This window comes from Pseudomonas sp. H3_E04 (genome assembly GCF_054668915.1).
In genome coordinates, this window is record NZ_CP162797.1 from 2920905 (window position 1) to 2934854 (window position 13950).

Genomic DNA, 13950 nt, shown 5'->3' on the forward strand with positions numbered 1-13950 from the left:
GGAGTTTAAACAGAGCGTTTCGCTTCGCAGGTAACGAAGGGACGCGTAAATGTCACGACATGGTTACACAGGAGCAGGCCGGGACAACTGCGCCAAAGCCGTGGCCATGCTCGGCGCCAGCGGCAATCGCGGAATCAGTACAGCCTGCCAGGCGTGATACAGATCGGGCTTGCCCGGCCAGATATCGGCACTCGGCACATTCTGCGGATTGAGTTCGTGATGCCAGCTGCCGTTGCAACGGTCGATGAAATTCGTCTCACAGAATTCCCAGAACAGCCGGTACCAGGTTTCGTATTGCGCGTCGCCGGTGCGTTTGAGCAAGGCGCTGGCGGCGGCGCTGGCTTCGGCGTGCGTCCAGTGCAGGCGATGGCGAACGACGGCCCGGTTATCCCAGTCGAGGGTGTAGACAATGCCCGGCGCGCCATCGACATCCCAGCCGTGCCGACAGTTGTTCTCGAAGAGTTTTTGCGCATCCAGGGCCAGCCAGCCGGGCGTGAGCATGCCGGCCTGCACTCGCGCGGCTTCAAGATGCAGGAGCAAGCGCGCCCACTCGAAACCGTGGCCCGGCGTGGTGCCATAAGGACGGAAACCGTCGGCGGGGTTGTCGTGGTTATATTCGCGCAGCGGTTGCCAGTCGCGATCGAAGTGTTCGATGACCATGTAATCGTTGGCCGCAGCGTGGCCATGGATCACCCGTTCGACGATGCGCTGGGCGCGCACCAGCCAGCGCGGATCTTCGCTGACATCGGCCAGCGCAAGGAACGCTTCGGTCGCGTGCATGTTGCTGTTGGCGCCGCGATAGGCTTCTTCTTCGCTCCAGTCGCGGTTGAAGAATTCGCGCATGGCGCCCTCTTCTTCGCTCCAGAAATAAGTGTCGATGATGTCGATCGCGTCATCGAGCAATGCCTGGGCGCCGGGCCGTTGCGCGACCACGGCAGAGCTGGCGGCGAGCGCGACGAAGGCGTGCAGGTAGGCGTTCTTGCCGGTGTTGTCGTCGCGATGTTCGGCAACCGCAAACCAGCCGCCGTGCAACGCATCACGCAATGGCCCGCGCAACGCGGCGATACCGTGGTCGACCAGTTCGGCAAAACCCGGCAGGCCCTGAATGTGGGCCATGGCGAAGCTGTGGGTCATGCGCGCGGTGTTCATGGTTTCGGCTTGCGCGTGCGCCGGCAAACGGCCGCGCTCGTCGAGGTTGCCGAAACCTTCGGGGAGCTTCGCAGCCTTGGCAAATTCCAGCAGACGCAAGCCTTCGGTAGCAAGCCATTGCTGGTGGGCAGGAGCGTTCAGCCAACTGCTGAAGTCTGGGTGAAAGGTGTCCATGGAGTGACCCTTTTTTGTTGTTAGGACTGCGGGCAGTCTAAACAACGGGTCGGGGCGGGCTTGTAACGAAGGGGACGGGGTTTGTCACTGAGTCGTTACATTTCAACAATCAAAAGATCGCAGCCTTCGGCAGCTCCTACATGGAAATGCATTCCAAATGTAGGAGCTGCCGAAGGCTCGGGCCGCGATCGGACGATCTTTTGATCTTCAATCAACCGAGCGCGGCAACTGCAACGTCACCCGCAACCCACCCTCACGCAGATTCTGCAGCGTCACCTCGCCGCCATGGCTATGGGCAATATTGCGCGCGATGCCCAGACCCAGTCCGTAGCCCTGCTGCTGCCCCGCCAAACGGAAGTGCGGTTCGAACACTTGCTCCAACCGCTGCTGCGGCACGCCCGGGCCTTCGTCGTCGACGTGCAAAACAAACGCGCTGTCATCGTCATCGATGTGCAGATGCGCGTTCTGCCCGTACTTCAAGGCGTTGTCGATCAGGTTGCCGATGCAGCGCTTGAGCGCCAGTGGTTTGCCCGGATATGCCGACAGCGCGCGGCCATGCTGAGTGACGCGGCCATTGCCGTTCGGCGCCAGGTAAGGCTCGACCAGACAATCGAGGACGTGATTGAGATCCACCGGCTCGATGTTCTCGTGGATGTCGGTGTCCTTGACGCATTGCAGCGCGCCTTTGACCAGCAGCTCCAGCTCATCCAGATCACGACCGAACTTGGCTTGCAGCTGTTCGTCTTCGAGCAGTTCGACGCGCAAGCGCAGGCGGGTGATCGGCGTGCGCAGGTCGTGGGAAATCGCGCTGAACAACTGGCTGCGCTCGGTCAGGTAGCGGCTGATGCGTTCGCGCATGGTGTTGAACGCGCGGCCGACTTCAACCACTTCACTGCCACCGCCCTCCGCCACCGGCTCGACATCCGCGCCCAGCGACAGATCCCGCGCCGCCCGCGCCAGACGCTTGAGCGGCCGGCTCTGCCAGTGCACCAGCAGGCCGATGAACAACAACAGAAAGCCGCTGGTGAGGACGATAAACCACACCTGCTGCGCCGGCAGGCCTTGCTCTTCGAGACTGGTGTAGGGCTCCGGCAGCAAAGAGGCGATGTACAACCACTCGCCCGGCGCCATTTGAATCTGCGTGACCAGCACCGGCGGATTCACCGGTTCCAGGGTCAGGGCGTAATGCGCCCACGAGCGCGGCAGCTCATCGAGCTTCAGCCCGGCGTTGAAAATCCGCAGGTCTTCGGGGCTGACGAAGGTCACCGAAATATCCGTGTCATGCCCCAGAGACTGGCGCAGCACTTCGTCCACCGCCTGCATCACCGCAGCCTTGCGCGGCGTCACCGGCAGCACGTCCATGCCCAGCGGTTTGTCATTGAGCGTCACGACAAACCGGGTGCCGCCCATGCTGCGCAATTGATCGAGCACCAGCGGCCGATAGGCCACAGGCAAGGAACGGAAATAGCTGACGCTGGCGGTCATCGAATGCGCCAGGCTACGGGCGCTGGTGACCAGACCTTCGAGTTGAGTGGCGCGTAATTGTGACACCCAGATCACGCTCGACAGCGTCTGCGCGAACAACACGGCCAGCAGGGTCAGCAGCAGCATTCGTCCGAGCAGTGAGCGCGGCACCGGCACCCGGCTGGCGAACTTGCGCAGCGCCTCAGTGAGCATTGCCGGCAACCACATTGGCTGCCAACTGATAACCGCTGCCGCGCACGGTGCGGATCAGCCGTGGCGGTTTTTCGGTGTCGCGCAGGCGTTGGCGTAGACGGCTGACGGCCATGTCGACGATGCGATCGAGCGGCATCAGATCGCGGCCACGCGTGGCGTTGCCGATGGTGTCGCGGTCGAGGATTTGCTGCGGGTGGTCGAGGAACAGTTTCAGCAGAGCAAAATCGGCGCCGGAAAGAATCACTTCCTCGCCGTCGGTGTGGAACAGCCGATGGCTGACCGTGTCCAGGCGCCAGTCGTCGAAGACCAGCACTTCACTGCCGCTGCGTTCGTGGGCGAATTGCGCGCGGCGCAGCAGGGCCTTGATCCGCGCTTGCAGTTCGCGCGGGCTGAACGGTTTGCCGAGGTAGTCGTCGGCGCCGAGTTCCAGACCGATCACCCGGTCGGCTTCGTCGGAACTGGCGGTCAGCATGATGATCGGCACCTGCGCCTGACGCGGATGCTGGCGCACCCAGCGGCACAGGCTGAAACCGTCTTCGTCGGGCAGCATGACATCGAGGATCACCAGATCGCTGGGCGCCTCGTTGAGCGCCTGACGAAAACCGGCACCATCGGCGGTGGCCCGCACCTGAAACCCGGCACGGGTCAGGTAGGTTTCCAGCAACTCGCGTATTTCCTGGTCGTCATCGACCAACAATATCGACTTGTTGACTGAGCTCACTTCGAAGGCATCCTTGTTGTTGGAGTTGGGGCGGATTATGCCTTAAGCATCAAACTAACAAACACTACAGAAACCCTTGTGGGAGCGAGCCTGCTCGCGAATCGGTTTTAACATTCAACAGATCTGTTGACTGACACACCGCTTTCGCGAGCAGGCTCGCTCCCACAATTGGATTGCATTTCAGGTCGGGATTGATTGGTCCAGCGCCACGCCGGCGCCCACCAGGCCGGAATACGGTGCCGTGACCAGCCACACCGGGATGCCTTTGAAGTAGTCGCTCATGCAGCCCTTGTCGGCGAAGCAGCGGGCAAAGCCGCTGGCGAGGAAGAAATCGGCGAACCGGGGAATCACCCCGCCGACGATAAACACGCCGCCGCGCGCGCCGGTGGTGAGCACGTTGTTACCAGCGACGCGACCGAGCCAGCAGCAGAATTGCTCGAGCACTTCCAAAGCGATCGGGTCACCGGCCAGGCCGGCGGCGGTGATCGCTTCCGGCGTCTCCAGCTTCGGCTCATGGCCATCCACCGCGCAGATCGCCCGGTACAGCCGCGGCAGGCCGCCGCCGCTCAACGCGGTTTCCGCGCTGACATGGCCGATCTCGTTGTGGATGTGCTGCCACAGTTGGGTTTCACGCGGGCTGCTCAGCGGCAGGTCGACGTGGCCGCCCTCGCCCGGCAACGCGGCAAAGCGGCCTTCGCCGAGATCGAGCAAGGTGCCGACCCCCAGGCCTGTGCCCGGGCCGATGACCACCGCTGGGCGCAACGGCTCCGGTGTGCCTTCGCAGACCACGCGGAATTCGCCCGGCTGCAAGCGGGTCATGCCCAGCGCCATCGCCGAGAAGTCGTTGGTCAGCAACAACTGCTCGACCTGCAAGGTCTTGCAGAACGCGCTGCGGCTGAGCCGCCAGTGATTGTTGGTGAATTTGAATTCATCGCCACTCACGGGACCTGCCACCGACAGGCACACCGAGCCGATCGAGCCCGGCGCCAGACCGAGCTCGCTCAGATAGAGACTGATCGCCTCTTCCGGGCTGGCAAAGTCGGCCGTGGCCAGCACCTGAACCGATTGCAGTTGCTGGTTTTGCCACAACGCGAACCGCGCGTTGGTGCCTCCGATGTCACCGACCAAAGCCAGTTTCAATTAAGCGTCTCCAGGGCAGAAGTAAAGGCGCTGGCGCCCTGCTCCGCCGAGCTGAAGGCCATGCGCATGAAGCCAAACAGCTCGCGGCCGCTGCCAATGTTGTTGCCCAACAGGCCTTTGGCAGGTTCGCGCGCTGCAAATTCGGCGGCGTCGACCTTCAGTTCCAAAGTGCCTTTGACGCCATCGACGCGGATGATATCGCCCTCTTGCACGCGCGCCAAAGCGCCACCGACATAAGCTTCCGGGCTGACGTGAATCGCCGCCGGGATTTTCCCCGAGGCGCCGGACATGCGCCCGTCAGTCACCAACGCCACTTTGAAGCCGCGATCCTGCAATACGCCGAGGAACGGCGTCATCTTGTGCAGTTCGGGCATGCCGTTGGAACGCGGGCCCTGGAAGCGCATCACGGCGACAAAATCCTTCTCCAGCAGACCGGCCTTGAATGCGTCCGCCAAGTCCTGCTGATCCTGGAAGACCATTGCCGGTGCTTCGACGATCTGGTTTTCCAGCGCAACCGCAGAAACCTTCATCACGCCGCGACCGAGGTTGCCTTCCATCACCCGCAAGCCGCCCTCTTGCGAGAACGCACGGGACACCGGACGCAGAATGTTTTCGTCGAGGCTGTCGGTCGGGCCTTCGCGCCAGACCAGCTCACCGTTATCGAGGAACGGCTCTTTGGTGTACTGGCTCAGGCCATGGCCGAGCACGGTGTTGACGTCTTCATGGAGCAGGCCGGCGCCGAGCAGTTCGCGGATCAGGAACGACATGCCGCCCGCTGCCTGGAAGTGGTTGATATCGGCTTTGCCGTTCGGGTAGACGTGGCTCAGGGTCGGCACGACTTCGGAAAGGTCGGCCATGTCCTGCCAGGTCAGTTGAATGCCAGCGGCCATGGCGATGGCCGGCATGTGCAGGGTGTGGTTGGTCGAGCCGCCGGTGGCGTGCAGGGCAACGATGGAGTTGACCAGTGCTTTCTCGTCGACGATCTCGCCGATCGGCATGAAGTTGCCGTTCTGTTTGGTCAGGCGCGTGACCTGATGCGCGGCTTCGCGGGTCAGGGCGTCGCGCAACGGTGTGTTCGGGTTGACGAAAGAGGCGCCTGGCAAGTGCAGGCCCATGACTTCCATCAGCAACTGATTGGTGTTGGCGGTGCCATAGAACGTGCAGGTGCCCGGGCTGTGGTAGGACTTCATCTCCGATTCCAGCAGCTCTTCGCGGGTAGCCTTGCCTTCGGCGTACTTCTGGCGGACGTCGGCTTTTTCCTTGTTGGAGATCCCCGAAACCATCGGCCCGCCCGGTACGAAGATCGTTGGCAGATGGCCGAAACGCAGCGAACCCATCATCAGGCCCGGCACGATCTTGTCGCAGATGCCGAGCATCAGCGCACCGTCGAACATGTTGTGCGACAGCGCCACGGCGGTGGACATGGCGATCACTTCGCGGCTCGGCAGGCTCAATTCCATGCCCGGCTCGCCCTGGGTCACGCCATCGCACATCGCCGGAGTGCCGCCGGCGAACTGGCCGACCGAGCCGATCTCGCGCAGGGCATTCTTGATCTGTTGCGGGAAAACTTCGTACGGCTGGTGCGCCGAAAGCATGTCGTTATACGAAGACACAATGGCGATGTTCGCCGAGTTCATCATCCGCAGGCTGTGCTTGTCTTCAGTGCCGCAACCGGCCACGCCGTGGGCGAAGTTGGCGCATTGCAGCTTGCCGCGCATCGGACCGTCGGTGGCAGCGCCGCGAATCAATGCAAGGTAAGCCTGACGCGTGGCGCGGCTGCGGGCGATAAGCCGTTCGGTGACCTCAAGAACGCGGGGATGCATGTGTAGAACTCCAGGCTAACGGATGTGGCGACCTGATTGTCTATGCTGATCAAACGCCGTTGTTGTTGGAATGACAGACGGCTTTTTTGACCATTCGGACCAGTTGATTCAGGTCACTCGTTGTAGATAAAACAAAATATTGCCACTAAAAAGGCTTGTTTTCTATTTTTATGCGAATAATCTTGTAATTCCAACAACAAAACGACGGCGGCGCTGTTCCATGACTCTTCGAATTGCAATCAATGGTTTCGGCCGCATCGGCCGTAATGTCCTGCGCGCACTGTATACCCAAGGCTATCGTCAAGACCTGCAGATCGTCGCGATCAACGATCTGGGTGACAGCTCGATCAATGCCCACCTGCTCAAATACGACACCGTCCACGGCACTTTCGACGCCGAAGTGGCGCACGATAACGAAAGCCTGACGGTCAATGGCGACCGCATTGCGGTCAGCGCCATTCGCAATCCTGCCGACCTGCCATGGGCCGCAGAAAAAATCGACGTAGTGTTCGAATGCACCGGTTTGTTTACCGACCGTGCCAAAGCCGCCGCGCACATCAGCGCCGGCGCCCGCAAGGTGATCATTTCTGCCCCGGCCAAAGGCGCTGACGCCACGGTCGTTTATGGCGTCAACCACGACATTCTGCGTCAGTCGCACCAGATCATTTCCAACGCTTCGTGCACCACCAACTGCCTCGCGCCAGTGGCGCAGGTGCTGCATCGCGAGCTGGGGATCGAAAGCGGCCTGATGACCACCATTCACGCCTACACCAACGACCAGAACCTCACCGACGTCTATCACAGCGACCCGTACCGCGCCCGTTCCGCCACGCAGAACATGATCCCGAGCAAGACCGGCGCGGCCGAAGCGGTAGGCTTGGTGCTGCCGGAACTGGCGGGCAAACTGACCGGCATGGCTGTGCGCGTACCGGTGATCAACGTGTCGCTGGTCGACCTCACCGTGCAGCTGAAGAAAGAAGCCAGCGCCGACGAAGTCAACGCCCTGCTGAAAGCGGCCAGTCAGCATTCGAAAATTCTCGGGTACAACACCTTGCCGCTGGTTTCCAGCGACTTCAACCACAACCCGCTGTCGTCGATCTTCGACGCCAACCACACCAAGGTCAGCGGCAAGTTGCTGAAGGTGCTCGCCTGGTACGACAACGAATGGGGCTTCTCCAACCGCATGCTGGATAACTGCCTGGCGTTGTGTAACGCCGAATAAACCGGCGCTCCTTGATTTGACGCACATCCCTGTAGGAGCTGCCGAAGGCTGCGATCTTTTGATTTTGACTTTTCAAAAACAAGATCAAAAGATGGCAGCCTTCGGCGGCTCCTACAGGGGTCCTGTTTTACCCAGAGCTTTACCGTTCTCAGACAAATCAGCACTTGACCATTCGGCTGGATGATAAGCATTATCATTCGCTCGAAATGGATCAGGTCCTCCCGTGAGTCAATCGCGCTTCAACCACGTCTTCCTTGCCCAGCGCACTTCCCTGCTGCGCACGCTGGAACGGATGGTCAACAATCACAGCACCGCTGAAGACCTGTTGCAGGAGACCTACCTGCGCGTGACGCGGGCGTTGAGCGAGCGGGCCATCGATCACCTTGAACCCTTTGTCTTCCAGACCGCGCGCAATCTGGCGCTGGACCATTTGCGTGCGCGCAAGATCCACGCGCGAACCATGGTCGACGATGTACCGCAGGAGGTGGTGCAGAGCATCGCCGCGCCCGCCAGCAGCGCCGAAGACGCCGCCCACGCCGAACAACTGCTGGAGCGTTTGAACGTGAGCCTCAGTCAACTCAGCCCCCGCCAGCAACAGATCTTCATCCTCAGCCGCCTGCACGGGCACAGCTATCAGGAAATCGCCGATGAACTGAGGGTGTCGCTGAGCACTGTGCAGAAAGAATTGAAACTGATCATGTCGATCTGCATCGGCGTTGCCGAACGACATAACGCCAGCGGCAAGTTTTGAGCTGCAAGCTACAAGTAAAAACAAAAAGCAGTATTGCATCCGGCTTGCAGCTTGCAGCTTGAAGCTAGAAACTGCTTCGCCAGAAGCCTTGCTTCGCCAGAAGCCCTGAGGAACCACCGTGACGGACACCCACCGCTCGCCTTCGCCCGATTCGGCGCGGGACGCTGCAGCTGCAATGGACCAGGCGCTGGACTGGCTCATCGTGCTCGGCAGCCCGGACGCGGAACAGACCCGGCAATTTCATGCCTGGCTGGCGGCTGATCCGTTGAATGCCGAGGCGTTCGCCAGGGCCCAGGCGATCTGGGACGGCCCGCAAGTCGCGCTGTGCGCCGAGGCTCTGGCGGCAAAACCGGCAAAAATCACTTTTCTCAAACGCTTGCGCCCGCACTGGAAACCGCTGGCCAGCGCTGCGGTGCTGGTGCTCGGTCTGTTCAGTTTCAGCAACCTGCCGATGCGTCTGCAGGCCGATCATCTGACCGTAGTCGGCGAGCGTCAGCGCTTGCAACTGGAAGACGGCTCGAAGGTTCTGCTCAATACCAACTCGGCGTTTTCCAGCACCATCAATGATCAACAACGCGTCGCCCGGCTGTTTCAGGGCGAGGCGTTTTTCGAGATCGCCAGCGGGCGCAATCAGCCGCTGGAGATCGACGCAGGGCCGGTAACGGCCAGCGTCCACGACACCGCGTTCGCCGTGCGCTACCTCGATGGCGTCGCGCAGGTGAATGTGCAGCGCGGCGATGTCGATCTGCGCGCCACTCACACTGACGCTCGCGTGCGTCTGCGTGCCGGGGAAAGCATTCGTATCGGCCCCAACGGCTTCGACCGCCCGGCCAAGCTCGACGCCAATGCCGATCTGGCCTGGGTTGAAGGCCGCCTGGTGTTCGAGAACTGCCCGCTGAATCAGGTGCTGGCCGAGCTGCGCCGCTACTATCCGGGCTGGATCATCAACAACAACGAGCAACTGGCCGACGTCGCCGTCACTGGCAATTACCGTCTCGACCAGCCGCTGGACGTGGTCCGCTCCCTCGCCCACATCACCTCGGCGCGCCTGCAGGAATTCCCCGCGCTGGTGATCCTGAACTAAATGAGAATTATTTTTACTCGATAGCCAACGGCAGTACGTCTCGTTATAGCCAATGCAATTGATTCGCATCTGACCATGCTGATCAGCACCTATAAAGATTCGTGCGACACGGAGCGCTATCGATGTCCTCACGCCTTACCCGCCAGACTGCTTCCCCTTCCCGCGTGCTGTCGCTGCTGACTGCGGCCATGCTCATGGCCGGCTCCGCGCCGCTGCTCGCAGCCACCGAGCAACCGGCGCGCAACATGGGCGATTACTCGTTCGCCATCAACCAGCAACCGCTGGTCTCGGCGCTGAATGCCTTTACCGCCGTTACCGGTTGGCAGATCGGCTTGCCGGCAGAGTTGGGGCAGAACGTTTCGTCGCCGGGCGTGCGCGGTTCATTGCCGCCGGAGAGAGCCCTCGAGCGCCTGTTGGTGGGGACCAATCTGAGCTTCCGCAAACTGAGCAACAACAATGTCGTGCTGGAGAAACGCAACAGCAGCGGCGCGCTCAATCTCGATCAGGTGACCATCAGCGCCACCCGCCAAGAACAATCGGTGAACAGCGTACCCGCAACCGTCACGGTGCAGACCCGCGAAGAGCTCGACCGCAACAACGTCAACAGCATCAAGGATCTGGTGCGCTACGAGCCGGGCGTTTCCGTCGGCGGTGCCGGCCAGCGTGGCGGCATCAGTGGCTACAACATTCGCGGCATCGACGGCGACCGCATCCTGACTCAGGTCGATGGCGTGGAAATCCCCAATGGGTTCTTCAACGGCCCATACGCCAAGAGCCAGCGCAACTACGTCGACCCGGAAATCGTCAAACGTGTGGAAATCCTCCGTGGCCCAGCCTCGGTGCTGTACGGCAGCAACGCCATCGGCGGCGCAGTCAGCTACTACACGCTGGACGCCGACGACATCATCAAGCCGGGCAAGGACGTTGGCGCGCGCCTGAAAAGCGGTTACAGCTCCGCCGACGACAGCTGGCTGAAATCTGCCACCGTCGCCGGCCGCAGCGGTGAGTTCGACGGTCTGCTGCATTACAGCCAGCGCGACGGCCACGAAAGCGAATCGTTTGGCGGCAATAGCGGCACCGGCCTTGCGCGCACCGCCGCCAACCCGGAAGACGTGCGCGCGACCAACGTCCTGGCCAAGCTCGGCTGGAACTACAACGATGATTCGCGCCTGGGCCTGACCTACGAAAAGTACAAGGACGATCGCGACACCGACCAGAAAAGCGCCTATGGCGGCCCGTATTTCAACGGCGCGCCGACCATTCCGAGCAGCGTCCTGCCCGGCGGCATGTACCAGTGGCGTACCGGCAACGACACCATCACCCGCGAGCGTTTCGGTATCGAACACGCGTTCGCGCTCGACAGCCTGCTGGTCGATAACGTCAAGTGGAGCCTCAACCACCAGATCGCCAAGACCGACCAGAGCACCGAAGAGTATTACTTCCCGATGACGCGTCGGGTGCTGCGCACTCGCGACACGATCTACGAGGAAAAACAGTGGGTTTTCGATGCCCAGCTGGACAAGGCCTTCGCCATCGCTGACACCGATCACCTGCTGACCTACGGCACCACGATCAAGCAACAGAAAGTCACCGGTTCACGCAGCGGCGACGGCACATGCCTGGCGGTCGGTCGTGGCTGCACGGCGATTGGCGCGACCAGTGCGGCGGACGTGCTGGCCAAGGCCAGTGATTTCCCCGATCCGACCATCAACACCTACAGCCTGTTTGCCCAAGACCAGATCAGCTGGAACGACTGGACCTTCCTGCCGGGCCTGCGCTACGACTACACCCAACTCAAACCGCACATCACTGAAGAGTTCCTCAACACCGTGAACGCCGACGGCCAGGGCACGGTCAGCGACAAGAACAAGACCTGGCACAAAGTCTCGCCGAAATTCGGCCTGACCTATGCGCTGACGGAACACTACACCTGGTACGGCCAGTACGCCGAAGGCTTCCGCACCCCGACGGCGAAAGCCCTGTACGGCCGATTCGAGAACAACACCAGCGGCTACACCGTCGCACCCAACTCCGACCTTGAACCGGAAAAAAGCAAAGGTTTCGAAACCGGCCTGCGCGGCAATTTCGAGCAGGGCTCGTTCGACGTCGCGGTGTTCTATAACAAGTACCGCGACTTCATCAACGAGGACGCGGTCAAGCCGGGCGACGATCAGTTGACCTTCCAGAGCAACAACATCAAGCGCGCCACGATCAAGGGCGCGGAGGTCAAAGGACGCTTGAACCTGGATGCGTTCGGTGCGCCGCAAGGTCTGTATACCCAGGGTTCGATCGCCTACGCCTACGGTCGCAACAACGACAACGGCGAACCGATCAACAGCGTCAATCCACTTACCGGGGTCTTCGGTCTCGGTTACGACCAGGACACCTATGGCGGCCTGCTGAGCTGGACTGTAGTGAAGAAAAAGGATCGCGTCGACGACAGCAACTTCAAGTCGCCGGACGGCGTCAGCAGCCAATTCAAGACCCCGGGCTTCGGCATTCTCGATCTGGCCGGCTATTACAAGGTCAGCGACGACGTCACCGTCAGCGGCGGCATATACAACCTGACCGACAAGAAGTACTGGCTGTGGGATGACGTGCGCGGATACGACAGCGTCGGCGAAGCCTCGGTCACGCAACCGGCCAACCTCGATCGCCTCACCCAACCGGGACGCAACTTCGCGATCAATCTGATCTGGGACATCTGATCAGCCCAGCCTCACTGCGCATGTAATCGCTGCGCAGTGAGGTTTTTTTACTGTCCGGCGCCCGCCCGTACGTCTTGTTATCAAGCGCCTCATTTATCAAGGACACCCCCATGACTGCCTCGGAAAAAGCCCTGCGTTCGCAACGCCTGAACCAGATCACCCATGAGCCGCACAGCAAACTCGATGCGCTGGTCAAAGCCCACGCACCGTTCGAAACCCGCGCCAGCTTCGCCCGTTTCGTCGTCGCGCAATACCTGTTCCAGGCGGAACTGGTCGAGCTGTACAACGATGCCGAACTGACCGCGATCGTCCCGGATCTGCCGGCCCGTTGCCGCGCCGAAGCGGCCAAGGCCGACCTCGCCGACCTCGACACCGCAGTCCCGGCGCCGGTGGCCGGCGCACTGAAAAACCCGAGCAAGGCGCGAGCGCTGGGCTGGATCTTTGTGTCGGAGGGTTCGAAGCTCGGTGCGGCGTTCCTGATCAAGCGCGCGGTGGCGCTGGAGTTGAGCGAAACCTTTGGCGCGCGGCATTTGGCTGAACCGCAAGGTGGCCGCGCCGAGGGTTGGAAAAGCTTTGTGCGCACCCTCGATGCGCTGCCGTTCACGGCAGAGGAAGAAGCAGAAGTGGAACAAGGCGCACTGGATGCGTTCAACCGCTTCACCGTGCTGCTGGAACGGGCTTATGCGGTCGAAGCCGCAGTGGCCTGAAGCAACTCTTATCCCTATGTAGGAGCTGCCGAAGGCTGCGATCTTTTGATGTTGCTTTAAAGATCAAAAGATCGCAGCCTTCGGCAGCTCCTACAGGGGTTCGCGTAAGTCTGTAAGATCTCCGTTCCGCTTCAGAAGCCGCCGCTGAGCCCATGCCCGCACCCGCCCCATCAAAACTCGCCCGTCTGCTGTTCGGTCTGCTGGCCTACGTCAGCCTCGGCATTGGCCTGATCGCCATCGTCGTGCCCGGTCTGCCGACCACCGAGTTCATCCTCCTTGCCGCGTGGGCCGCGACCCGCAGTTCGCCGCGCTTGAGTGCGTGGCTGGAAAATCACCGTCTGTTCGGGCCGATCCTCAGTAACTGGCGCAACGGCAGGATCATCGCGCGCAAGGCCAAGGTCAGCGCCACCGTCAGCATGCTGCTGTGCGCCACTTTGATGCTGGTGATGCTCGATCATGGCTGGCCGATCTATCTGGCGATTGTCGGCATGGGCCTGGGCAATCTGTGGATCTGGTCGCGCCCGGAGACGCCCGTCACAGTCGCGAAACATTCCTGTAATTAAAGCCGTTTCGGCACTTTCTCCTGCGCAAACGTTTAGCGGCGACCGTCCGTCGGCAAGCGCCTCATGCCGTTTCGCTTGACGCCGATGAGGATGGAATGGCGCTGAATGGATTTGGCAAACCGGGCTCCCGGCCCAGCCACCTGTTTATTCCATTCGCGAGATCGCCCCATGTTCGACTCTCTTTCCATTCGCCTGAAAATCGTCCTGCTCTCCGGCCTGTGCCTGCTCGGA

The 13950-nt window shown here is 61.3% G+C and carries 11 protein-coding genes; 6 read left to right on the forward strand and 5 right to left on the reverse strand.

All coding sequences use genetic code 11. The annotated features are described in order from the left end of the window. Positions 1-63 precede the first annotated feature (63 nt). The 5 genes from AB4N53_RS13150 to edd all read right to left on the reverse strand — a co-directional run bounded on the left by AB4N53_RS13150 (position 64) and on the right by edd (position 6684). Entirely contained in the window at positions 64-1323 is a 1260-nt protein-coding gene (locus tag AB4N53_RS13150; RefSeq protein ID WP_460120958.1) for a D-mannose isomerase, read from the reverse strand. A gap of 207 nt (positions 1324-1530) precedes the next feature. Beyond that, positions 1531-3000: an ATP-binding protein gene (locus tag AB4N53_RS13155; RefSeq protein ID WP_039758121.1), complete on the reverse strand. Its 1470-nt coding sequence runs from the start codon at positions 2998-3000 to the stop codon at positions 1531-1533. Further along, positions 2990-3721, reverse strand: a complete 732-nt coding sequence (locus AB4N53_RS13160) for a response regulator (RefSeq protein WP_016773529.1) — start codon at positions 3719-3721, stop codon at positions 2990-2992. Before AB4N53_RS13160 ends, AB4N53_RS13155 begins: the two co-directional genes overlap by 11 nt. A gap of 180 nt (positions 3722-3901) precedes the next feature. Then, positions 3902-4861 (reverse strand): glucokinase, encoded by a 960-nt coding sequence (locus AB4N53_RS13165; protein WP_460120961.1) that lies wholly within the window; start codon positions 4859-4861, stop codon positions 3902-3904. Then, positions 4858-6684 carry a phosphogluconate dehydratase gene (gene edd / locus AB4N53_RS13170; RefSeq protein WP_016773527.1) on the reverse strand — a complete coding sequence of 609 codons (1827 nt, stop codon included), beginning with the start codon at positions 6682-6684 and terminating at the stop codon, positions 4858-4860. Before edd ends, AB4N53_RS13165 begins: the two co-directional genes overlap by 4 nt. Before the next feature lie 220 nt (positions 6685-6904). Between edd and gap the strand changes: the two genes are divergently transcribed. The 6 genes from gap to AB4N53_RS13200 all read left to right on the forward strand — a co-directional run bounded on the left by gap (position 6905) and on the right by AB4N53_RS13200 (position 13719). Beyond that, positions 6905-7906, forward strand: coding sequence for a type I glyceraldehyde-3-phosphate dehydrogenase (gene gap, locus AB4N53_RS13175; protein ID WP_016773526.1), 1002 nt, complete (start codon positions 6905-6907; stop codon positions 7904-7906). Positions 7907-8129: 223 nt separating this feature from the next. Beyond that, on the forward strand, positions 8130-8657 hold the full coding sequence (locus AB4N53_RS13180) for an RNA polymerase sigma factor (protein ID WP_460120963.1): 528 nt from the start codon (positions 8130-8132) through the stop codon (positions 8655-8657). 118 nt (positions 8658-8775) lie between these two features. After that, positions 8776-9741, forward strand: coding sequence for a FecR family protein (locus AB4N53_RS13185; protein ID WP_460120965.1), 966 nt, complete (start codon positions 8776-8778; stop codon positions 9739-9741). Between the two features lie 122 nt (positions 9742-9863). Next, complete coding sequence (locus tag AB4N53_RS13190; RefSeq protein ID WP_460120967.1) at positions 9864-12449, forward strand: TonB-dependent receptor; 2586 nt, start codon at positions 9864-9866, stop codon at positions 12447-12449. Between the two features lie 110 nt (positions 12450-12559). After that, positions 12560-13156, forward strand: a complete 597-nt coding sequence (locus AB4N53_RS13195; protein ID WP_460120969.1) for a biliverdin-producing heme oxygenase — start codon at positions 12560-12562, stop codon at positions 13154-13156. Between the two features lie 152 nt (positions 13157-13308). Beyond that, positions 13309-13719, forward strand: coding sequence for a YbaN family protein (locus AB4N53_RS13200; protein WP_460120971.1), 411 nt, complete (start codon positions 13309-13311; stop codon positions 13717-13719). Positions 13720-13950 lie beyond the last annotated feature (231 nt).